26 protein-coding genes and 1 pseudogene are annotated in these 21,213 nt (G+C 63.8%); 13 read left to right on the forward strand and 14 right to left on the reverse strand.

Annotation, left to right across the window (positions count from 1 at the left end; genetic code table 11):
- Positions 1-26 precede the first annotated feature (26 nt).
- The 3 genes from NJU76_RS11685 to NJU76_RS11695 all read left to right on the forward strand — a co-directional run bounded on the left by NJU76_RS11685 (position 27) and on the right by NJU76_RS11695 (position 1,708).
- The gene (locus NJU76_RS11685; RefSeq protein WP_254528688.1) at positions 27-482 is read left to right on the forward strand and encodes a DUF5814 domain-containing protein; all 456 of its coding nucleotides are present in this window, start codon (positions 27-29) and stop codon (positions 480-482) included.
- Between the two features lie 256 nt (positions 483-738).
- A complete protein-coding gene (locus NJU76_RS11690; RefSeq protein ID WP_254528690.1) occupies positions 739-1,227 on the forward strand; it encodes a hypothetical protein in 489 nt (162 codons plus the stop codon).
- Between the two features lie 271 nt (positions 1,228-1,498).
- The gene (locus tag NJU76_RS11695; RefSeq protein WP_254528692.1) at positions 1,499-1,708 is read left to right on the forward strand and encodes a hypothetical protein; all 210 of its coding nucleotides are present in this window, start codon (positions 1,499-1,501) and stop codon (positions 1,706-1,708) included.
- Between the two features lie 76 nt (positions 1,709-1,784).
- Here the strand turns inward: NJU76_RS11695 and NJU76_RS11700 are convergent, their stop codons facing one another.
- Complete coding sequence (locus tag NJU76_RS11700; RefSeq protein WP_254528694.1) at positions 1,785-2,192, reverse strand: DUF8146 domain-containing protein; 408 nt, start codon at positions 2,190-2,192, stop codon at positions 1,785-1,787.
- Between the two features lie 179 nt (positions 2,193-2,371).
- On the opposite strand from NJU76_RS11700, the pseudogene NJU76_RS11705 reads away from it, so the two are divergent.
- Positions 2,372-2,533, forward strand: a pseudogene (locus tag NJU76_RS11705) (VOC family protein); the annotation flags it as partial.
- 101 nt (positions 2,534-2,634) lie between these two features.
- Here NJU76_RS11705 and NJU76_RS11710 read toward each other — a convergent pair.
- From NJU76_RS11710 to NJU76_RS11720, 3 genes are all read right to left on the reverse strand, one after another.
- Complete coding sequence (locus NJU76_RS11710) at positions 2,635-3,270, reverse strand: RPA family protein (protein WP_254528696.1); 636 nt, start codon at positions 3,268-3,270, stop codon at positions 2,635-2,637.
- Position 3,271: 1 nt separating this feature from the next.
- Positions 3,272-4,201, reverse strand: coding sequence for a replication factor A (locus NJU76_RS11715; protein WP_254528698.1), 930 nt, complete (start codon positions 4,199-4,201; stop codon positions 3,272-3,274).
- A gap of 230 nt (positions 4,202-4,431) precedes the next feature.
- On the reverse strand, positions 4,432-5,322 hold the full coding sequence (locus NJU76_RS11720; RefSeq protein WP_254528700.1) for a dihydrodipicolinate synthase family protein: 891 nt from the start codon (positions 5,320-5,322) through the stop codon (positions 4,432-4,434).
- Positions 5,323-5,452: 130 nt separating this feature from the next.
- On the opposite strand from NJU76_RS11720, the gene NJU76_RS11725 reads away from it, so the two are divergent.
- Both NJU76_RS11725 and NJU76_RS11730 read left to right on the forward strand, forming a co-directional pair.
- Positions 5,453-5,764, forward strand: coding sequence for a DUF7091 family protein (locus tag NJU76_RS11725; RefSeq protein WP_254528702.1), 312 nt, complete (start codon positions 5,453-5,455; stop codon positions 5,762-5,764).
- 1 nt (position 5,765) lies between these two features.
- Entirely contained in the window at positions 5,766-6,818 is a 1,053-nt protein-coding gene (locus NJU76_RS11730; RefSeq protein WP_254528704.1) for a mannose-1-phosphate guanylyltransferase, read from the forward strand.
- A gap of 91 nt (positions 6,819-6,909) precedes the next feature.
- On the opposite strand, the gene NJU76_RS11735 is transcribed toward NJU76_RS11730, so the two are convergent.
- Genes NJU76_RS11735 through NJU76_RS11750 form a run of 4 tightly spaced genes read right to left on the reverse strand, consistent with a single transcriptional unit; the run spans position 6,910 to position 9,861 of the window.
- Complete coding sequence (locus NJU76_RS11735) at positions 6,910-7,119, reverse strand: CbaC protein (RefSeq protein ID WP_254528706.1); 210 nt, start codon at positions 7,117-7,119, stop codon at positions 6,910-6,912.
- Positions 7,120-8,877, reverse strand: coding sequence for a b(o/a)3-type cytochrome-c oxidase subunit 1 (locus NJU76_RS11740; RefSeq protein WP_254528708.1), 1,758 nt, complete (start codon positions 8,875-8,877; stop codon positions 7,120-7,122). It lies immediately after the preceding gene.
- Positions 8,864-9,655, reverse strand: coding sequence for a cytochrome c oxidase subunit II (locus NJU76_RS11745; protein WP_254528710.1), 792 nt, complete (start codon positions 9,653-9,655; stop codon positions 8,864-8,866). The genes NJU76_RS11740 and NJU76_RS11745 overlap by 14 nt, the downstream gene beginning before the upstream one ends.
- Positions 9,652-9,861: a signal peptidase complex subunit 2 gene (locus NJU76_RS11750; protein ID WP_254528712.1), complete on the reverse strand. Its 210-nt coding sequence runs from the start codon at positions 9,859-9,861 to the stop codon at positions 9,652-9,654. The genes NJU76_RS11745 and NJU76_RS11750 overlap by 4 nt, the downstream gene beginning before the upstream one ends.
- Before the next feature lie 100 nt (positions 9,862-9,961).
- Here NJU76_RS11750 and NJU76_RS11755 point away from each other — a divergent pair, with 100 nt between their 5' ends.
- From NJU76_RS11755 to NJU76_RS11765, 3 genes are read left to right on the forward strand one after another with little or no spacing between them, the layout of a single operon-like run.
- The gene (locus NJU76_RS11755; protein ID WP_254528714.1) at positions 9,962-10,180 is read left to right on the forward strand and encodes a DUF8131 family protein; all 219 of its coding nucleotides are present in this window, start codon (positions 9,962-9,964) and stop codon (positions 10,178-10,180) included.
- A 14-nt stretch (positions 10,181-10,194) separates the two neighbouring features.
- A complete protein-coding gene (locus NJU76_RS11760) occupies positions 10,195-11,016 on the forward strand; it encodes a sulfite exporter TauE/SafE family protein (RefSeq protein WP_425604271.1) in 822 nt (273 codons plus the stop codon).
- A gap of 2 nt (positions 11,017-11,018) precedes the next feature.
- Positions 11,019-13,556 carry a heavy metal translocating P-type ATPase gene (locus NJU76_RS11765; protein WP_254528716.1) on the forward strand — a complete coding sequence of 846 codons (2,538 nt, stop codon included), beginning with the start codon at positions 11,019-11,021 and terminating at the stop codon, positions 13,554-13,556.
- Positions 13,557-13,676: 120 nt separating this feature from the next.
- On the opposite strand, the gene NJU76_RS11770 is transcribed toward NJU76_RS11765, so the two are convergent.
- Positions 13,677-13,919, reverse strand: coding sequence for a CDGSH iron-sulfur domain-containing protein (locus tag NJU76_RS11770; protein ID WP_254528718.1), 243 nt, complete (start codon positions 13,917-13,919; stop codon positions 13,677-13,679).
- Between the two features lie 149 nt (positions 13,920-14,068).
- Here NJU76_RS11770 and NJU76_RS11775 point away from each other — a divergent pair, with 149 nt between their 5' ends.
- Complete coding sequence (locus NJU76_RS11775; protein WP_254528720.1) at positions 14,069-14,362, forward strand: DUF7521 family protein; 294 nt, start codon at positions 14,069-14,071, stop codon at positions 14,360-14,362.
- Positions 14,363-14,628: 266 nt separating this feature from the next.
- Positions 14,629-15,822 carry an NAD(P)/FAD-dependent oxidoreductase gene (locus tag NJU76_RS11780; RefSeq protein ID WP_254528722.1) on the forward strand — a complete coding sequence of 398 codons (1,194 nt, stop codon included), beginning with the start codon at positions 14,629-14,631 and terminating at the stop codon, positions 15,820-15,822.
- Position 15,823: 1 nt separating this feature from the next.
- Here NJU76_RS11780 and NJU76_RS11785 read toward each other — a convergent pair whose 3' ends face one another.
- The gene (locus NJU76_RS11785) at positions 15,824-16,309 is read right to left on the reverse strand and encodes an Hsp20/alpha crystallin family protein (RefSeq protein WP_254528724.1); all 486 of its coding nucleotides are present in this window, start codon (positions 16,307-16,309) and stop codon (positions 15,824-15,826) included.
- 239 nt (positions 16,310-16,548) lie between these two features.
- Positions 16,549-16,707, reverse strand: a complete 159-nt coding sequence (locus NJU76_RS11790) for a DUF7559 family protein (RefSeq protein WP_254528726.1) — start codon at positions 16,705-16,707, stop codon at positions 16,549-16,551.
- A gap of 159 nt (positions 16,708-16,866) precedes the next feature.
- On the opposite strand from NJU76_RS11790, the gene NJU76_RS11795 reads away from it, so the two are divergent.
- Positions 16,867-18,618: a radical SAM protein gene (locus NJU76_RS11795; RefSeq protein ID WP_254528734.1), complete on the forward strand. Its 1,752-nt coding sequence runs from the start codon at positions 16,867-16,869 to the stop codon at positions 18,616-18,618.
- Between the two features lie 127 nt (positions 18,619-18,745).
- Positions 18,746-19,156 carry a TRAM domain-containing protein gene (locus NJU76_RS11800; protein WP_254528736.1) on the forward strand — a complete coding sequence of 137 codons (411 nt, stop codon included), beginning with the start codon at positions 18,746-18,748 and terminating at the stop codon, positions 19,154-19,156.
- A gap of 64 nt (positions 19,157-19,220) precedes the next feature.
- Here the strand turns inward: NJU76_RS11800 and NJU76_RS11805 are convergent, their stop codons facing one another.
- From NJU76_RS11805 to NJU76_RS11815, 3 genes are all read right to left on the reverse strand, one after another.
- Positions 19,221-19,898: a YkgJ family cysteine cluster protein gene (locus tag NJU76_RS11805; RefSeq protein ID WP_254528738.1), complete on the reverse strand. Its 678-nt coding sequence runs from the start codon at positions 19,896-19,898 to the stop codon at positions 19,221-19,223.
- A 30-nt stretch (positions 19,899-19,928) separates the two neighbouring features.
- Positions 19,929-20,720, reverse strand: a complete 792-nt coding sequence (locus NJU76_RS11810) for an MBL fold metallo-hydrolase (RefSeq protein ID WP_254528740.1) — start codon at positions 20,718-20,720, stop codon at positions 19,929-19,931.
- A gap of 179 nt (positions 20,721-20,899) precedes the next feature.
- The gene (locus NJU76_RS11815; protein ID WP_254528742.1) at positions 20,900-21,181 is read right to left on the reverse strand and encodes a MarR family transcriptional regulator; all 282 of its coding nucleotides are present in this window, start codon (positions 21,179-21,181) and stop codon (positions 20,900-20,902) included.
- Positions 21,182-21,213: the final 32 nt, after the last annotated feature.

A 21,213-nucleotide genomic window follows, 5' to 3' on the forward strand; every position in this document is an offset into this window, starting at 1 on the left:
TCTACGGCCGCAAGAACCGCCAACGCGTGGCTATCACCGACAAGATTTACGTCAAAAATCACCGCCAACTCAGTTCGCAACTCGAGACGAACATTCCCAAGGGCGCCTTCAAGGGCGCGACGCTCGACGTTCTCTTTCAGGGGTCGGGCCTCGAGAAACTCGACGACGCGACTCGCGAACGCGTTCTCGATTTCGCAGGGGACTTCCTCGATTGTGACTGTGACACCAACCCCTACTGCGGCTGTCCGGAGCGGAAGTTCATCGAGTACCTCCTCGAGTTACGCGCCCAGGGGCTCGGCCCGGACGCCATCGTCGACGTGATGACCGACGACTACATGGTCTATGCGTACTCCGGCGACGTGCTTTCGTTTCTCGACAGCGCCGTCCGAACGCTCGAGGCGGCAGAAGGACTCGCTCGCGTCGACGGCGCTGACGAAAAATACGACGAGATTCGGCATTCGAAACAGGAACTGGCTCGGTGAGGCTGTCTCCGACTCGCCCCCGTCGAGTCGGCGCGTCGCGCTTTTCCTTTGCCCCAGCGTTGTATCGTGTCTCTGGGGCACCGTGTAAGTCGATGATGACGACGTAGAGTGGCTATCTTATAGAGTTGCTGAAATGATCGAGATGATCGAGAAAGTATAGTTTGACAGCCTGAGAGGCGATTAATACGGACAGAACTAACTTAATTTTATATCATCGGAGATTTTTCTCGCAAAGAAAACTCTCGAAATGATTAATATGCAATCACCATTTGTTTTGGTCGTGGCGAAAGATAATCGTAACCGACCATCAAGGCGGAACGTAATCAGATCGACAGCGGGTCTCTCCAGTCTCGGAGCAGCCTCGTTCCTTGCAACAGGAGCGGGAGCAGCCGCGTCTGGTACTCGAGGGAAATACGGGTACGGGATTGACGACAGCGGGTATCTCGTCTACTATGGCGACGATGACGATGCGATGACCGCCTCTACTGAGGCGATGAACGAGGCGAAAGACGAGGGAAAACTCGATTTCTCGATGCAGAATGGTGCGGTTACGATTAACTCGCAGACCGAGTCGCAGACGCAGCCCGATACGGGCAAGATAGGGGCTCTTAGATGGAGCCGTTCGCCGGTTTGCCCAGGCAAAACCAAATATGGCAATACTTCACCGCTGGCGGAATCAGACATAAGCTCTGGATCGATCACTGTGACTGCAACGACCTCGTGGATCTACTCACTGCCGGTGTAGAACTCGGGGCGCTGTCCACGACGATTAGTACACTCTACGGTAACATCCCGGCTGCAATTGCCAGTGCTGCCGCAGCGTTCCTTCTGCGAACCGCCAATGGCCTAATCAACAACAACGACGGGGGCGCGGGCATCGTCGTTGGTCTTATAACGTCCTATATCGGTGGGAACGTCAGGGGCGCTGGCCTCGAACCACAGGCCTGATTCCATCGAAGCGTCGAACAACCATCACACCACAAAATACTTACGTTCATTCGCTGTTAAAATAACCAATGGTATTCGAAACAGGATTCACGAAACACCCGGCATGGTCCGTATATTTGCTCGTGATGTCGATTTTTCTCATGGCTTCGTCAGTGTACTTTGAAGGGATAGACGGAATACTGAGAGTGGATAGTTTTTGGGAAACGGCCATATTCTTCACAGGCGGTGCCTTTGGGCTGATTTCGATAGTCGTACTGGTTTGGCTTGCTGTCCGGTAGGGTCAGAACCAGTATCAGCCATCTCAAATTTTGAGACCACCTGCTCGAGTACGTCCGTCGTCCAAGCTAAGAAATACTATCGGAGCTGATACGATCCTTCCTCGTCGTCTAACTCGTCGAGTAGCAGGACTTCGTCCTCCTCGTCATCGAGCCGATCTTGAAGATCGTTGACGTATCCTTTGTACTCGTCGAGTTGTTCCCGGAGGTGTTCGGCCTCCAGTTCCAGGCGCTCGTGTTCGCGGATGAACCGCTTCGGGACTTCGACGGTCGGTGGGAACGAGATGTCGTCTTCCCCGTCGTTGACGCGCGCCTCGAGGTCACCCTCGGGGACGACCTGGACTCGTCCGTCGTGTTCGACTAGCTGGTCGACGTAGTCTCGGAAGACCGCCGAGAGGGAGATGTTGCGTTCTTCGGCGATCTCCTGGAGTGCCTCGAACGCGTCCTCGTTGACACGAAACGAGATGGTCTTGTTCTTGTTCCCCATGGTTACCCATACTCTTCTTTCACGCCACTTAACAGTTTGTCAGACGATCAGGTTCGATCGATCGGGCTCGACCGGTCCCGACGGATCGCGACTGGACTGGACTCGACCTCGTGCGGTCGCGATCGAACCGGACTGGCCGATCCGATAGGCTATCCACTTCGAGGGCCAACTGAGCGGTAATGGTATCCGACACGCCGGGCCTCCACCACGTGACGGAAATCGTCGGGGACGCCCAGACGGCGATCGATTTCTACGGCGGCGTGCTCGGCCTGCGGCTCGTCACGCGGACCGTGAATTTCGAGGACGTTCTCCAGCACCACCTCTACTTCGACGACGCGGCCGTCCTCGAGGACTGACCGGAACGCGGACTTCCGGTCTCGGATCGGATCTCGCGGGAAAATCGACGAACGGAGAATCGAGAGCGACCGCAGGCGCGGGCGTGTCAGGCGGTCGCTTCCGCGTCGTCGACGGTCTCGAGGCTCTCGAGCGCCTGGATCACGTCGTTGCGGTAGTTGACGACGGGCGAGTCGTACTGCTCGCGGGCCATCTGAGCGTACTCGTTCGTCGGCGCAGTCGAACCGCTTTCGGGCGCCTCCTGTTCGCGTTCCCACTCTTCGAAGGCCTCGATGCGGTCTATGGTTCGCTCGGCGGTTTCGACGACCCAGCGGTCGCGGGTGTCCTCGTCGACGATCGAGATGGACTCCGGTCGCAGGGAGACGTTGACGGTGCCGTCGTCTGTTTCGTAGGTTCGGGGTTTGCCGACGATGGAGACGTAGGCCGGCGGTTCCGTGTCCCGCAGGACCGAGGCGGCCTCGGGCTGGTATTGACCAGCATAGACGAAGAACGTGCCCGTCGGGTCGACGACCCGGCCGCGCCAGTACTCGCTGTCCTCGCCGACGTCTTCGGTTTCGGTGAGGGTGCCGACGACGAACACGCGGTTCGCACGGTCGCCTGTCGGGAGCAAAGCGTAATTGGGTGCGCGCTCGTCATCGCTCTCTTTGAAGGTGTACGTCGAATCGTTGAATTCCGAGGCGAAGACGCGGCGAGCGACTTCGCGGGTGAGTTCTGCCTGGCTCATGTCACATCGACCTCGCTTTGATCAGCAACTGTTCTGCATCCGCCGGCCCGCCGAGTTCGTCGACGTCGTCGGCCAGGACGTAGCGACCGAACGTCGGGCCCTCGATTCGGTAATAGGTGCCGACGATGTCGTCTGCGATCTCGTCGGCGACGACGGTCGTATCCAGCGCGTCCATCGCCATTTCCTTCGCTTCCTCGAGGCTCAGACCGGTCAGCGCTTCGGTGGCGTCCTCGTCGAAGATGACTTCGTGGGCGTCGATGCCGTCGTCGACGACGGCCTTGATTCGGAGATCGAATTCGCCTTCGACCTCGCCGTGTTCGTTACAGCGGCCGTTCTGAAGGACACGCGTACAGTCGTCCTCCGGGCAGCGCTTGATGAGGCCGCTTCCGCTTTGCATGTCGACTAACGCGCCCTCGATCTCGCTGGTGTCGTCGCCGACCTCGAGGTCCTCGTCGAGTTCCTCGATGACGGTCGTCGAGTTGAGTTTGACCGAGTACCGGCCCTGGTACTCGTCGGTGACGACGTTGCGAAGCTCGTAGACGCCGCCCTCCTCGAGGGCGGGAAGGTCGGACTTGGCCCATTTGGTGAATTTGATGGTTCCCGTCGGGTCGCCGAGCAGACCGACCTGCGCGACCGAGTCGCTGCGGGGATCCCAGAGTTCGATGACTTTGGCCGTCAGATCGATCCACTCTTCGGGTTCGTCGATGTCCTCGACGTTGGCCGCCTCGCTGCTATCGCCTGCGATATCCTCCCGCTCGAGGCCGGCCTCCTCGAGGTAGTGGTTCGTGACGCTCCGTCGCGCCTCGTCGATCGGGACCTTGTATTCGTCGACGAGCGTGGTCAGGCGCTCTTCGACGTCCTCGACGCTCACGTCGAGGTGGTCCGAAAACTGCTCGTGTATGTCGTCCGCGTGTTGGCGTACGTCGCTCATTGTGTCTCGCCTCCTCCTTGGTTTCACTGGGAGGCACACGTCCGTTCGCGCCCGATAGTATTTAAAGTACCGCCACCGGAGCGGAAGTGAACGGCGAGGCGTGAAACCGAAAGAGTGCGTCGAGGTCCCGGTTCGTCTCTGGGTTTGCCGCCGACGCGTTCGATTCGATGCGAGGGTTGGCGCTCGCCGACTGCGAGTGCAGTCCTGAATCCGTCCTGTCCCGTAGCCCGTCAGCGCGCATGTGCTGTGACGATCTCGTCGACGGTGTCGCCGATCGTCTCCGTCCCGGCGTCGTCGACGGCGACCAGTGGCGGACGAACCTCGTCGGACGGAACGATACCGCGGTGGGCCAGCGCCGTTTTCGTCGCCGGGGCGAAGTCGTGCGTCGTACAGGCGTCGAACAGCGGTGCGATGGCGTCCAGCTGGAGAGCCCGGCCGCGCTCGTCTCCCGCGTGCTCGAACGTCTCGCCCAGCACTTCGGGGATGACGTTCGACAGCGCATTGATCCCGCCATCGGCACCCATCCGTAGCGCGGGGACCAGCAGGGCGTCGTATCCTTGCAGACACAGGAACTCGTCGGGGGCTTTCCGGAGGACGGACTGGACGTACGCCAGATCGCCGCTCGAGTCCTTGATCCCGATCGCTCGCTCGTGGTCCGCGACGGCGGCGACGGTCTCGGGTTCGATACGCTGGCCCGTACACTGCGGAATGTTGTACAGCAGGACTGGGAGCGACGCCTCGTCGAGGACGGCCTCGATGAACCGTCGATTGCCCGCTGGCGCGTTCGCGGTGGTGAAGTAGGGAGTAACGATCGCCACGCCGTCGGCACCCGCTGCCGCGGCACGGTCTACGGCCGCGACCGTCTCGTCGATGCTCGTCGCAGTGGCGCCGGCGACGACCGGAACGGCGGCGTTGTCGACGGTCGTCTCGAGGACGTGTTGCCGTTCGTCGGCCGTCAAACTCGGAAATTCGCCGGTCGTCCCGCAGGGAAAGACGGCGTCGATCCCGCCGTCGTGGAGATGCTCGAGCAGGTCGACGAGCGCCGATTCGTCGATCGATCCGTCGTCGAACGGGGTCACCATCGGACAGGTGATTCCCCGAAGCGCGTCGCGGACGTCCATGTGACTTGATACGGTCGATCCGCTAAAGTCGTTCTCATCGGACCGGCTGACGGCGCCCGGGCGGCGTCGCTCGGCTGACGACGGTCCGTCGGCGACGAACCTATGTGCCCGGCGCTCGAACGGCGGAGCAATGGCGGATCGGCGTCAACTCGAGCGATTCCTCCGCTCGACGCTGCAAGGGGCGGGCGAGCAATTCGAAGCGTTCCGCAGGTCGACGGACGAGCAACTCGAGGAGGCTCGTGGCACCTACGAGGTGGCGAAGAACGCCCGCAGTCTTCCGACGGACGAGGCGGGGCGGGCGAAGATCGTCTGTCGGCGCTACGCCCAGGAGCGGGCCGCAACGCTCGACGAGGAGTACCGACCGGCCTGTTACGAGGCGGGCCACCCCGACTGTGAGGGCTGTGTCGAGGACGTCCGCGAAGGGCGAATCGAGACCTGGTGACATGGATCGGCCAATCGTCGCCTGCGTCCTCGCTGGTGGGACCGGCAGTCGCCTCTACCCTGCCAGTCGAAGCGATCGACCCAAACAATTTCTCTCGCTCGTCGGTGAGCGATCGTTGCTCTCCCGAACGATGGACCGGACTGCCTTCGCCGACGAACGGTACGTCCTGACCCGCGACTCGTTCGCCGACGAGATTCGCGACCACGCGCCCGAGGCGGGCGTGCTGGTCGAACCGGCCGGCAAGGACACCGGTCCCGCGCTGGTCTACGCCGCCTGGCGGCTTCGCGAGCAGTCCAGGCGGGAACCGGTACTGCTCTGTCTCCCAAGTGACCACCACGTTTCCGACGACGCCGCGTTCGCGGCACGCCTCGAGCGCGCCGCCGAAATCGCCGTCGAAACCGACGGACTCGTGACGTTGGGCGTCGAGCCCACACGACCGGCGACGGGATACGGGTACATCGTCCCCGAACGCGACGGTCCGTCCCTCGTGGCGGGTGACGGCCCGGAGACGGACCACACCGGAATCGATCGATTCACGGAAAAACCCGACTGCGAAGAAGCGACGCGGCTCATCGAGTCCGGCGCGTACTGGAACGCGGGGATCTTCGCCTGGACGCCGAGTGCCCTTCTCCGGGCGGCGCGGACCTCGCCGCTGGCACCGCTTGTCGAGGCGCTCGAAGAGGGAGACCCCGACCGCGGATTCGACGCGATCGACCCCGTGAGCGTGGATTACGCGATCATGGAGCGAGCGGCCGAGGCGTACGTGACGCCGCTGTCGGTCGGCTGGGACGACCTCGGGACGTGGGACGCCGTCGGACGGGTGATCGATCGGCGCGCCGAACGCGACGGCGAAAACCAGATCGTCGACGGAGACGTGCTGTCGGTCGACGCGTCGAACAACGTCGTCGCCGCGCCCGACGCGCACGTCTCCCTTCTCGAGGTCGAAAACCTGCTCGTCGCGGCGTTCGACGATCGAATCGTCGTCGCCCCCCGCGGTGCGTCACAGCGACTCCGGACGGTCGTCGAGGCGCTTCGCGAACGCGATGCGTTTTGAGAGTCTGAGACGTACGAGGACTTCTTTTTGAGTGCCTGAGAAGGAGGATTCGGGAAGCCGGACTCAGTTCCGATCGTGGGAGTCAGTTCGGTTAGCCGGCCCGGGACGACTCCCCGTTCGCGTCACCGTTTGGCGACCACACCGCCCAGACGATGATCGCGAGGGCGGCTGCCGAACCGATGACGCCCGTCTCGAGGATGGATAGCTCGACGCCGAACCACGAGAGCGCCGTCCGGAGTTCGACGACGAATGGGATGAGCATAACCAGAACGACGAGGAGCGCGCCCTCGGAGATGCGCATCTACTGCATCACCTCCGTGAGCAACTCGAGGGCGAGCCTGGGATCGGCTCCGATCGTGAGCTTGAAGCCGTCGATGCCAGGACCGAACAGGCCGCCGGAGTCGACGATGCTCGCGAGCGGGAGGGTGTAGGCGATGATCACGAGGGTGGTCGCGATGGCAGTCCAGAGTTTCAGGTTGTCCAGAACGGCCGGCGAGTCCTCCGGTCCGGAGAGTGTGCCGGCGAAGGTGTTGTCGGGAATTTCGTGGCTGGTGCCGTTGAACGAGGTCATGATCATGTTCGCGAGGAACAGGGCGAGCGACACGGTCAGTATCACGCCGCCCAGCGCAACCTGCATGTTGATCTCGCCGACGGTACCGACGGCGGGCTCGAACTCGAAGCCCTGATACTGCGGCTCAGCGGTCCGACGGGGCATCCCGAACAGGCCGGACCGGTGCATCGCGTTCGACATGAACGTCATCCCGACGAACCAGAGCAGAACCTGCGCCAGCGCGACCGACTGGTTCCAGAGCTTCTTCCCGGTTAGTTGCGGGATGAACCAGTACGACGCCGCCATGAAGGTCAGCGCGACGGCCGTGCCGACGGTGAGGTGGAAGTGACCGACGACCCACCAGGTGTTGTGGACGAGGTAGTTGATGTTCATCCCCGCGTTGATCATGCCCGAGAAGCCGGCCGCGGCGAACATGAGTCCCGCAAGCGCCATTCCGGTGAAGACCGGATCACGCCACGGAAGCGCTTTGAGCCAACCGAGATAGCCCTCGCCGCCGCGCTGGCGTGCGCCGTGTTCGATGCTCGCAACGACGGTAAAGGCCGTGAGCAGACTCGGCAGGAGGAGGAACATCGTGTTCGTCATCGCGATGAACTTGTACCCCTCCGCGATGCCGGGATCCAGGTACTGGTGGTGGATCCCGAGCGGCGTCGAGAGTAACAGGAACAGCACGAAGACGACACGCGCGAGGGGATCGCTAAACAGCTTTCCGCCGGAGAACTTCGGCAGCATGACGTACCACAGCAGGTACGCCGGCATCAGCCAGAAGTAGACGACGGCGTGACCGAAGTACCAGAACAGCGTCCGGGTCAGCAACGGATTCACCGACTCGGTGATCCCGAGCGACCACGGCAGCAAGAACACGAGTATCGACAGGGCGACGCCGAGGGTACAGATGTACCAGAACAACGTCGTGGTCAACACCATGAACGCCGGAAGTGGGATCCGCTCGTCGGGGTTCTCGTCGCGCCAGGCGAACCACGTCCAGAACCAGTCGGCGCCGGCCAGCCAGGACCCGACGACGAACAGCACCAGGCCTACGTAAAAGAACGGGTGGGCCTGCAGCGGCGCGTAGAACGTAAAGAGGACGTCCGCGTTCAGCGGCGCGCCGAGTACCTCCGGCGCTTCCTCGAGGAATCCGCTGAAGATCGTGACGGCGACCAGCACGGAGCCGACGACCATCATCGCGTACCACCCCCACGTGAACCGGCTGTCCACGACGCCGCGCTCGAGGCTCGTCGTCACGGCCCAGGTAAAGGTCCCTACCAGGAAGAAGATCGTGAACGTAATCGCGAGCAAGACGCCGTGGGCTGTCAACACGGTATAATAATCGGGCGACTGGAGGAATCGGAAGACGTCCGTTCGGTGCAGCGCCTGTACGAGACCGAGCGTCCCGCCGATTGCCAGCGCGACGAAGGAACTCCAGAACGCGGCCTTGATAACCCTGGCTTCGGTCGGGAACTGGTCGACGTAGGCGTTACGCATCGCCATCACCCCCGCTGGTCTCGTTGCTGACCGTGAGCGTCCCGGTTTCCTCGTGGCTGTCGACCGTCACCGTCCAGTCGTAGTCGCCCGTGCCCAGTTCCGCGGTGTCGACCGGGAACTCGACGGATTCGCTTCCGGCGCCGGAGATCGAAACGTCACGCTCGTACGTTTGTTCGCCGATCTCGAGCGAGACGGTCGTCTCGAGGTCGGTCTGTTTGCCGTCGCTCACGGTCGCAGTGATCGTCGTTTCGTTGCCCGCCTGGACCTGTTCGGGTGCCTCGACGGACAGTTCGGTCATGTCGAACTCGTTTTCGGGGACGACGTTCAGTTTCCCTTCCATGGTGTGGTGAAACTCGCCGCAGTATTCGTTACAGAGGATGCCGTATTCGCCCGGTTCGTCGAACTTCACGGTCATCTGGGACACCTGACCGGGGACGACCATGGTGTTCATGTTCGTTCCGACGACGGTGAAACTGTGCGTCACGTCCCGGCTCGTGACGTAGAACGTTACCTCGCTGTTCGCCGGGACCTCGATTTCACTCGGCGTGTACGACCACGCCTGTGCGACGACGGCGACCTCGTATCTGTTGCCGCCGAGGTGTGTGACGCCGGGTTCGCTGAACCGCTCGTCGTCGTTGATCTGGGCGGGATCGATCGACCCGCCGTCGTCGTCGATCATGGCGATCCCAGGCCCGACGGCGCCGTAGGTGATCGTCGCGATGAAGCCCACGATCAGTACCATCGAGGCGACCAGCCACGCTTTCTCGTACGTGTGGATATTCATGCCAGTCCCACCACCGTCAGGGCCGCCCCGACGACGGTTGGACCGTTGCCGAGGAACTCGACGAAGTACATGAACACCCATAGCAGGACCAGTATCAGGAAGTAAATCCCGATTAAGATCGCGGTCCCTATTGGATCGTACTCCTCGTGACCGATCTCGCGAACGTGATCGGGGTCCCGTTCCCGTCGTTCCGTCCTGGAACTCATACGGATGAGTAGGGAATAGGGGTGACTTACGACCAGTTGTGATTCCCGTCCCGTGGGAAGTGCTCGGGGTATTAAGCCCTGGTCGTGTATAGAACCGAGTATGCCCCTCGAGACACTCACACCGCGGCTCGCAGCGGCCGTCGGGCTCCTCGCTTTCGTGCCGATTCTCGTCTACGGGATCACTAACTCGGGTCTCGCCGGGATCGTCAGCGCGGTCAACGTCGTTCTCATTATCGGCGCGCTGTACATCGCGATGTCACCAGTCCAGGGAACGCACGGGAGGGACCACCACGGCGACGGAAACGGAACCGTCAGCTAATTCTCGCCGTCCAGATGACCGTCGTTTCACTCGTCGCGCCGCAGATGGCTTCCGCCGGTCCGGGCCCCGGCCTCGAGCGTGTGAATCTGCTCGTGCTCTTCGTCGTCGGCCTCCTCGCCGGGGCCCATTGCCTGGGGATGTGCGGCCCGCTGGTGACGACGTACGCCGATCGGATCGGTGCGGTGAGCGGAAAGCGTCGCGACGATACGCTTACCGGCTACGAGGTGCGCCAGCACGCGCTTTTCAACCTTGGTCGGACCGCTAGCTATGCCGTCATCGGCGGCCTGTTCGGCCTGCTCGGTGCGGTCACGATCGCCTCGAGCGATGCCATCGCCGCAGTCGGCGACACCGTCAGAGGGGCGACCGGAATCCTCGTCGGAATCGCCATCGTCGCGAGCGGGCTCTACTACGTTCGCGGGCGGACCGCCGTCCCCGGCCACGACCTGCCCCTCGTCGGCACGCTGTTTCGTCGCCTTTCGGAGGCACTCTCGAGTCGAGTCGATCGGCTCGCGACGTCGCCGGGGATCGTCGCGCTCGGCGCGGTCCACGGATTCATGCCGTGTCCGATCATCTACCCGGCTTACCTCTACGCGTTCTCGCTCGGCTCACCGACACGAGGGGCGCTCTCGCTGGCCGTTCTCGGGATCGGGACGATCCCGACGTTGTTCGCGTACGGCACCGTCCTGACCTCGATCGGCCCCGAGACGCGCGTCCGCCTTCATCGCGGACTGGGCGGGGCGTTTATCATTCTCGGCTACATCCCCCTGTCACACGGCCTGATGCTGTACGGGGTCCACCTGCCGCATCTGCCGCTCCCGTTCGCCCCCCTGTTCTAACGATGGGAAAGGAATCACGATCGTCCGCGCGGTCGCACGCATCGCCGACAGCCGATGCTTCGAATGCGCCGGGGGCTGCAGCCACCGAAGGCAGAGACGGTGCGCCGGCCGATGCCGAAGCGCAGGGAGGACCGGCGACCGATTCCGAGTCCGGAGGCGGATCGACGGGCGATGCCGACGCCGAGTCCTGTGACCTCTGTGACCTTCCGACCCCCGCGGAGCCGATAACCGATTCCGACGTGGACGGGTCGTTTTGCTGTCGTGGCTGTCTCGAGGTCCACCGCGCGCTCGAGCGAACTGACGACGGGCCCGACGAGTCCGTGGTTCGGTCCCGGCTCGACCGGGCGGACGCCGAGGACGGCCCCGACCTCGACGACCTCGACGGCGAGGACGCGTATCTGTCGGTCGACGGCATGCACTGTTCGACGTGCGAGGCCTTCCTCGAGACGAGCGCCGAGCGAGAGGCGGGCGTCCTCGGCGCGACGGCGAGCTACGCGACCGATACGATTCGGCTCGTCTACGATCCCGACCGGGTCGCGTCCGACGACCTCCCCGATATCGTCTCCGGATATGGCTACACCGCCGCCGATCGGTCCGAGACCGATGACGACGCAGGATCCGACGACGGACTCGCCCCGCTGCTGCTCGGCGGCTTCTTCGGCATGATGGTCATGGTGTGGTACGTCCTGTTTCTGTACCCGACCTACTTCGGTCTCGAGCCAGTCGCAGATTTCGGCCGCTACGAGACCGTCTTCCTGTCGGCGAACATCTGGGTATTTACGTCGTTCATTCTCTTTTACACCGGTTACCCGATTCTCCGAGGTGCGTACGTCAGTCTCCGGGCGAGACGGCCCAATATGGACCTGCTCGTCGCGACGGCTGCGCTAGGTTCGTACGGGTACAGTGCAGTCGCGATCCTGCTCGGGGAGGCCCACATCTACTTCGACGTCACCGTCGCGATCGTCCTCGTCGTCACCGCGGGCACCCTCTACGAGAAGTCCGTCAAGCGCCGCGCGACCGGATTGCTCTCCGACTTGACCGAACAGCAGGTAGACGAAGCGCGTCTCGAATCCGGCGAGACGGTCCCGCTCGAGGCCGTCGAGCCGGGGGACCGCCTGCTCGTCCGCTCCGGCGAGCGAGTCCCGCTCGACGGCGAAATCGAAACGGGCAGTGCCGCAGTCGACGAGTCGCTCGTCACCGGCGAATCGCTCCCCGTCGGGAAGGGGCCGGGCGATCCCGTCCGCGGCGGCACGGTCGTCACCGACGCGCCGATCGTACTCGCGGTCGGCGACGACGCCGAGAGCACCCACGATCGGCTCGTCTCGCTGCTCTGGTCGATCCAGAGCGCTCGGCCCGGCGTTCAGCGGCTCGCAGACAAGCTCGCGACCGTGTTCGTTCCGCTGGTGGTCGTCCTCGCGGTCGGGACGGCGGTCTCCCTGCTGGCGACCGGCTCGAGTGCGTCGACGGCCCTCCTGATCGGATTGACGGTCGTGATCGTCTCCTGCCCGTGCGCGCTCGGCCTCGCGACGCCACTCGCGATCGCCGCGGGCGTTCAGAGCGCCGCGGAGCGTGGCATCGTCGTCGCCGCGGAGACGATCTTCGAGGACGCCCCGGACGTCGACGTCGTCGTCCTCGACAAGACGGGGACCCTCACGACCGGACAGATGACCGTCGAGGAACTATCCGCCGTCGACGACGCTGAAAACGACGAACTGCTTCGGCGGGCCGGCGCGCTCGAGGCCCTGTCTCACCATCCGATCGCGGCCGCCATTACCGAAGCAGCCCCCGATTCCGTCACGGAAGACGCCGTGAGCGCGGTCGAGGGGTTCGAGCAGTCGGATCGTGGGGTCAGCGGCGTCGTCGACGGCGAGCGCGTCGTCGTCGGTCATCCCGAGTTCCTCAGAGAGAGCGGGCAGACCGTTCCCCCCGCCCTCGTGTCGTCGATCGAGGACGCTCGAGCAGCGGGCGATGTCCCGGTCGTCGTCGGCTGGGGTGGACGGACCCGCGGCACTATCGTCGTCGGTGACGCCCCTCGCGAGGAACTGGATAGTGCGCTTTCGACCCTCTCGGAGGGTCGCGAACTCGTTGTCCTCACCGGCGACGAAGGACCGGCGGCGGCGCAGTTCCGTGCGATCGACGCGGTCGACGAGGTCTTCGCCGGTGTTCCGCCGGAGGCGAAAGCCGAAACCGTCGATCGGCTTCGCGCCCGCGGGACGGTCGCGATGGTCGGCGACGGGAGCAACGATGCCCCCGCGCTGGCCGCCGCCGACGTCGGAATCGCGATGGGCAGCGGAACGAAACTCGCGACCGACGCGGCGGACGCGGTGATCGTCGGCGACGACCTCCAGGCCGTCGCCGAGACGTTCGCCGTCGCCTCGAGCACCCACCGGCGAATCCGGCAGAACCTCGGCTGGGCGTTCGGGTACAACGCGGTCGCGATCCCGCTGGCGATCGCCGGCCTGCTGAACCCGCTTTTCGCTGCCGTCGCGATGGCCGCGAGCAGTGCGCTCGTCGTCTGCAACTCGTCGCGGTCGATGTAGCGATTCGTCGACTGACGGTCGGTCGGTACTGCTGCCTGACATACTCCCACGACTGCAGTCGTGGGCTTTCTCCTCGAACCTCTGTAACTGCTGAGTAGGCGTCGTTCCTGTCGTCCGCGGTCACGATTTCTCGTCGGTGTCGTCGGCCGTCACGACCCGTTCGACTTCTCTCCGCCGCCCGTTCTCGTAGACGTAGGTCATCTCGTCGTCCTCGTCGCGCGTCCGCCGGTGGCTCCCATCACAAAAGGGAAACGAGTCCGAGAGTCCGCACTGACAGACTGCGAGGTCTCCTTTCTCGTCGTCGATATCGGACGGTTCGAGTTTGCGCGGTCCCGTCGCCTCGAGTTCGACCAGTCGAGTCATCGACTTCGTCTCGGGCCGCCGCGATCAAAACGCTTCGCACGAGTTCGCGTGAGTGGACCGCCATCTGCGTGAATCGGTGCCACGCACCAGGGCTTACGGGAACGGCAAAGTTCTTGGTACAGGTCTTGAATATCGGAGTGAGAACAGACATGTCGTTCTACGCCGCGGCAATGCCGACCGCACTCGCGCTCGCGGTCGTCAAGACGCTCGTCCTCATCGTCGGCGGCGTGATAACGTTTTTCGCGTACAAGGCCTATCGGCGAACTCGCCAGCAGGCGCTTGGTTACCTCGCGTTCGGGTTCGGCCTCGTGACGCTCGGTTTCGTCCTGGCCGGCATGCTGTACGAACTACTTTCGGTTCCGCTCGCGACGGGCATCCTGCTCGAGAGTCTGCTGGTCCTCGCCGGCTTCGTCGTGATCGCCTACTCGCTGTACGTCACCTGAGTGTGACCTGCACCCTGCACTCCTCACTCGCGTTTCGACCGTTCGCGACAGCAATCGGGAGAGACGGGGTTCGCTCCGTCGGACGGAGCTGTCGCCGCACGGATCGCGGCTCGCGTCTTACTGCGTGATACCGTGGCACGACCATCTACAGGTAAGTGGTTCCCACCCTCAGTGGCGTCTATGATTGCCGACCCAGAACGCGCGAAATCGTTCGCTCGTCGCGTTTCGAGGCGACCCAACCGACCCGTACCGGCGGGTGATCTCTCATGACCGGCGCCAGCGAACCGGAACTGGCCGTCGGTGCGGACGCACTCTCTCAGCAGGGCGCGGGCCTCGAGATCGCCATCGTCGGTGCCGGTGCAGTCGGCGCGACCGCGGCCTACGACCTCGTCCGGGAGGGAGCGGACGTGATACTCTACGACCGCGATGACGTCGCGAGTGGCTCGTCCGGGCGGGCGGCGGGGATCTGTTACGACGCCTTCGCAGACGATTTCGACGCCGAGATCGGGGGCGAAGCGATCGAACGATTCCGCGCGCTATCGGGTGACGATACGTTTTCGTTTGTCGAGTGCCCCTACGTCTGGTTGGCTCGCGATGGGGACCCAACGCGAGCCGACGCAATTCGAGAACAGGTCCGACGCATGCAGGAAAACGGCACCGTCGTCTTCGAGATGGACGACGGAGCACTCGCCGACAGGTTTCCCGCGTTGCGGACCGACGATATCGAACTCGCGGGGGTCGCCAGCGCGGCGGGCTACGCCGATCCGACGGCGTACACGGCCTGTCTCGCGTTCGCGGCGGCCGGGGCTGGGGCGACCCTCGAGACCGATACCGCCGTCTCGATTCGAACCGATCCCCCGCGTGTGGTCCAGCCCGACGGTAGCACCCGCGAGTTCGACGCAGTGCTGGTGGCCGCCGGTGCCCACACGGCGGCCCTGGTTGCGGACGCGGGCGCGGCCCTTGCGATGAAACCCTATCGCGTCCAGGCGCTCGTCGCGGACGTCGATTTCCTCGCCCCGATGTGTTACGATGCGACCGGCGGCTTCTACCTCCGACCGCACACGGACGGCATTCTCGCGGGCGATGGCACGGAAAACCGCGAAGCCGACCCCACCGGATACGATCCCGACGCCGATCCGGCGTTCGCAGACGACCTTCTGGAACGGATCGCACACCGCGTTCCGTCGGTCGGCAGCGCGGGAGACGCCCGACTCGAGCGAGCGTGGGCCGGCCTCTGTACCGCGACGCCCGATCGAGATCCGCTGGTCGGAGCGGTCCGAGATGGTCTGTACGTCGCGACCGGCTTCCAGGGTCACGGCTTCATGCGTGCACCGGCGATCGGACGGCGGCTCGCAGACGAAATACTCGGCGGATCGGGGATCGACGCGTTCGATCCGACGCGGTTCGACGGCGACGAAGACTTCGACGTCGTGGAGGGACTGGCGCTCGATCCGAACTGAGTCAGTCCTCGATCGTGACTCGTTCCGTCTCGGCGCTCGATTCCGAATCGGCGTCCGCCACGCCGGCATCCTCGCGATCGGGTGTGCTCGCGGTTTCGTCGGCGTCGATCGCCGAATCTTTCGGGATTTCGACGCTCAGCGTCCCCGTTTCGGAGAGTCTCGCCGTTCCGGCGTCCGGATCGACCACCGCATCGGTCGGCAACTCGGCGTCGCCGTTCAGGGCCATTCCGCGTCCGGGAAATCGCATCTCGTACCCCTCGTAGAACTGCCGGAATCGGTCGACTCGGATCTTGACGTTGCCATCGAGGTAGCGAACCTGGACGTCGTCTGGTTCGGCCCCGGGCGCATCGAAGACCACTCGATATGAACTGTCGTTCTCGAGGATGTCGGCGGGCAGCGACCGATGGCTCTGGACGCGGCCGTTCGCGCGGCCGATCTGGCGGTACAGCGCGCTGCTGAGCGATTCCCCGATGTCTCTGAGCGTCACGGGTCTTCACCTCGGGCGGTACGTCCGTCACTGACCGCTGTCGGAGGGAGCGGGATCAGGGCTTGCGTAGACATGGAAGTGACGAGTGTGAACGGAACTACGACTGCCGTGATGATATCCCTTTTGCCAGATACGACGGAACCGTTCGAGGAGTGTGCCACTCGTCCGGGCGGTCGCGTCGCCTGCGGGGGGACTGTGACCCCCACCTCAGTAGGTCGGGAACTCGCTCTCGTAACTAGTTAGAGTTCGACCCGTTCGAGGCAGTCGGTGCCGCCACAGACCGGACACGACAGGTCCGAGACGCCGAAATCGTCCGGTACGTCGTAGGTGTAGTGGTTCTCGAACAGGTCGAGGAAACAATCATCGGCGGTACAGACGATTTCTTCCGTCGGGGGCATGTCCAGTTGTAGTGCCAGGAGAACTATCAACGCAGGGGTTGCGGCTGGACGTGCAATGTTACTGCGTCACCGCTGTATTTTGCGACGCTGTGGCGTCGGTCTCGCCCGGTTCCCGCGCGTGTAGTCACCGTTTTATCTCTCGAGTCGTTATCCGAGGGCATGACAGACCCCGAGACGCTGTTGGTGACGGTCGTGGACGGATACGTCGACGAGCCAGCACACTTCGGGGTGCCGCCGTACATTTCGACGTACCCGCGGTACACGGCGGGGGCGCTCGTGGACGCGGGCGTTCCGCGCGAAGGGATCACGTATCACACGATCGATGGCCTCCGAGACGACCCGGATCGATGGCGGGATGTCGACGAGGCGGATCTGCTGATCTACCTCGGCGGAATGACCGTCCCCGGCAAGTACGTCGGCGGTACGCCGGCCGAACCCGACGAAGTCAGAAAGCTCGCCTGGACGGCCACCGGAACGAGCCTGATGGGCGGCCCCGTCAAGTTCGGCGTCGGCGACGAAAACGCTGGCGCGACCGAGACTGAACGGCAGGACCTGGACTTCGACTTCGTCGCGAAAGGAGACGTCGAGGCCGCCGTCTACGATCTGGTCGAGAGCGGTCTCGAGGGATTCAACAATCGGATGCGAGACGTCGACGAAGTATCGCGGTGGGCTCGGGACGGCGCGTTCGTGGTCGAAGAACACCCCAACCACCCGGACCACCTCATCGCCGAACTCGAGACTTCTCGGGGCTGTGCATATCGATGTTCGTTCTGTACGGAGCCGCTCTACGGCAACCCCGAGTTCCGGCCACCACCGTCGGTCGTCGGCGAAGTCGACGCGCTGTCCGACCACGGCGTCAGGCACTTTCGGATCGGCCGACAGGCTGACATCCTCGCCTACGGCGGCGACGGTGAGGCACCCAACCCCGACGCGCTTCGGCAACTCTACGGCGGGATTCGCGCGGTCGCTCCCGACCTCGAGACGTTACACCTGGACAATATGAACCCGATCACGATCGTCCGGTGGCCCGACGCGAGTCGCGAAGGGATCCGGATCATCGCCGAACACAACACGCCCGGTGACACGGCGGCGTTCGGGCTCGAGTCGGCGGATCCGGTCGTTCAGGAGGAGAACAATTTAAACGTCACCGCCGAGGAGTGCTTCGAAGCGGTGAGGATCGTCAACGAGGAAGGGGGGTGGAGACCCGGCGAGGAGGGTGAACAGCGACCCGAGACCGAGCAGATAGTCGCCCGGCGAAGTGGTCGGGACGGACCCCGACGATTGCCGAAATTACTTCCCGGCATCAACCTCCTCCACGGTCTCAAAGGTGAGCGCGAGGAGACCTACGAGCGAAACCGCGAGTTCCTCCGACGGGTCTACGACGAGGGATACATGCTCCGACGGGTCAACATTCGGCAGGTGATGGCCTTCGACGGCACCGACATGTCCGACACCGGCGCCGCGATCGCGAACGAGCACAAGAAGCTCTTCAAACGATACAAACGACAGATCCGCGAGGAGATCGATAATCCGATGCTCGAGCGCGTCGCGCCCGTCGGCACCATGTTGCCGGACGTCCACCTCGAGTACCACCAGGACGGTACGACCTTCGGCCGCCAGCTCGGCACCTATCCGCTGCTGGTCGGGATACCGGGCGAACGCGACCTCGGGCGAACGATCGACGTCGCGGTCGTCGATCACGGCTACCGTTCGGTGACCGCGGTTCCCTACCCGCTCGATCTCAATGCGGCATCGATGGACGAACTCACCGCCATCCCCGGCATCGGCGACAGCACCGCGGGGGATCTCATCGTCGATCGTCCCTACGAATCCGTCGAGGACGCGGCGTTCGGGACCGAGTTCGACCTCACGCAGTTTGTGACCACGCGACCGCTCGAGCGGGCGGAGTGATCCAGTCCGAAGTCCGTCGCAACCGTGTCCGTCACTCGCGTTCGACTCGATTTGCCTGTCTATCGACCACTCGGTGTCGGTAGTTCTATTATGGATGGGAATCAGAGGTGAAATAGAGGGTCTACCTGTGGAAATATCTGAAAAACTGTTGTGTCTGTTCAGTACGGACGTTTCGGAAGAGGAGGACCGATACATCATCGAAGTACCGAGTCAAGAGGTCGAAACCGGGGACGTCGACCCGGGCGAGATCTACCGAGTCGCGCTCATCTCGCGCGAGGAGGAGACACGGGCCGAAGAGAGCACGGCGACCACCCAGCCAAAAACTGCGCCGTCCGAACCGCAACCGCCGGTCGACGTCGGAGAAACGCGCTACGTCGAAATCGAGGACATCGGCAAGCAGGGCGACGGAATCGCCCGCGTCGAACGCGGGTACGTCATCATTGTCCCCGGTGCCGACGTCGGCGAACGCGTCAAAATCGAAGTGACCGAAGTCAAGTCGAACTTCGCTGTCGGCGAGATCATCGAGGAGACGTTCTAAGCACGACTGGACGACTGGTTTTCCAACGCACGCGAACCACTCACCGCGACGATCACGACAAAAGTTACTCCTCGAGCAAGGTCCCGTCGTCCCGTTTCGCGCCCTCTGAATCGTGAACGACGACCTCGTCGGGGGCGGGGTCGGCGGGCCGGTAGGCGTCTCGGACGTCGATCGCTTCCTCGAGTTCTCGTACGGCGCGTTCTTTTACCGCTCGAGCGAACGCCTCGGCGTCCGCTCGTGAGATGTCGCGGCCGAGTCCCTCGCACTCGTGTGCACGAACCACGCCTTCCTCGTCGACGGCGTCGCCCATCGGCTGACTCGTGCCCGCGAGCGCCACGCTGAAGGGGTAAGTCTGACAGATGAGCGGCCGATCGTCGTGGGCGACGCACGCGCCGACCCCGGCGTCGTCTTCCTCGTAAAACACGCAGTCGCCGCAGCCATCGGTCTGAAGGGCCCACTCGAAAGTTTCACCCTCGAGTTCGCCGTCGCCGGTCTCCGAGAGGCCGTACGGCATCGGTCGCGCGACGTCGCGCCAGCCGCGGGTCGTCTCGCCGGTCGCATCGCCGTCCCGGAGGTCGCGCACCTCGTCGGGAAAAACCGTCGCCGTGTGGTGGTCGTCGCCGTGACTTGTACAACAGGCACCGCAGCGAGTACACTCGAAGCCGATCGATTCGATCGCGTCCGCGAGGTCGTCGACGGCGAGTGAACGGGCTTGCTCGAGTTCGGCTTCGAGTGATCGCACACCCGAGAGGAGTCCGTCGATGCTGAAAAGTTAGTCGCCATCAGGCGGGGCCGCTCGCCGTCCGTCCCACGCCACCCGACCCTCGACATCGAGTTTCTCGAGGTGGGCTGCGACGGTCCCCCGTGCGAGGTCGCGGACGCCGGAGAGGTCCTTCTCGTACGCCCTGTCGAGGATTTCGTCGAGCGTTTCGGCCCCGTCGGTGACTGCCACGTGCACGCGCTGTTCGCGCTTAGCTCGGTGGGAGAGGAGTCGCTCGAGGGTCTCGCGAGGGGCGTCGATTTCGGGGCCGTGGCCGGGATAGAGCGCTGGCGGATCGATCGCCCAGAGCCGACGCAACGTGGTCACGTACGCACGCATATCGCCTTCGGGTGCGCCGACGACGACGCTTCCCTCGCGGACGGCGCAATCCCCACAGAGGATGGGACCGCTGCGACCGGCTTCGAAAACGACGTGGTCCGGAGCGTGTCCCGGTGCGGTCAGGACGCGAACGCGCGTGTCTCCGAGCCGAATCGTCGTCCCCGGGGTGAACGTGCGGTCGGGTTCACGGCCAGTTGCGTCGCGGAACCGGTCGGTTCGACCGTATCGTGCCCAGACCGTCGCGTCGGTCTGAGCGGCGTACGAGTCGACCGCGCCGACGTGATCGGGATGCGTGTGGGTGACGAGGATGTGCTCGACGCGATGGTCGCGAACCAGTCGATCGAGTTCGGGAGTTTGGGTCGCTGGATCGACGAGAATCGCCGGTTCGGCCCCGAGAAGATACACGTTCGTATCGCCGCTCGGCGCACGCGTCGGGACCGGAACGGAACGGGTCTGAACGTCCATACGTCGAGGTATCACCGAACGAAAAAGTGGGTATCGGCTGGTCTCGTCGCGGCACTCGCCGTGGTGTGATTACAGCCCGTTCCCCCGTGGCGTCGACTCATACGGACTACTGTACGTCATTGCCGGTGCAACCGCGACCGTCCTGCGGTTGCACCGGTACATCGTTACAGCAGACCGTATCAGTGTTTGAGGAAATAGACCTGCTTCCGAGCGTCCCGGAAACTGTATCGGGAGCCGACCAGACCGGCGTCATCGAGTCGGTTGAGCGCGTAGCGGACGGTTCGGTCGGGAAGCAGCGATTCTTCGGCGAGTTGTCCCTGCGAGAGCGGGGAGTCGATTTCCAGCACCTTGGCGATGAGTTTCGCACTCGGTGGCAACTCGCGGAGCCGCTCGCGGTATTCGTCCTCGGATAACGCTTCCTCGGCGACGGCACCTGGGTCCTCGGCTGTACTCGTGCTCATATCTACGGAAGCGGAATCAGCAGTGGTAAAGC

The organism is Natrinema gelatinilyticum, from assembly GCF_024266705.1.
Taxonomy (GTDB): Archaea; Halobacteriota; Halobacteria; order Halobacteriales; family Natrialbaceae; genus Natrinema; species Natrinema gelatinilyticum.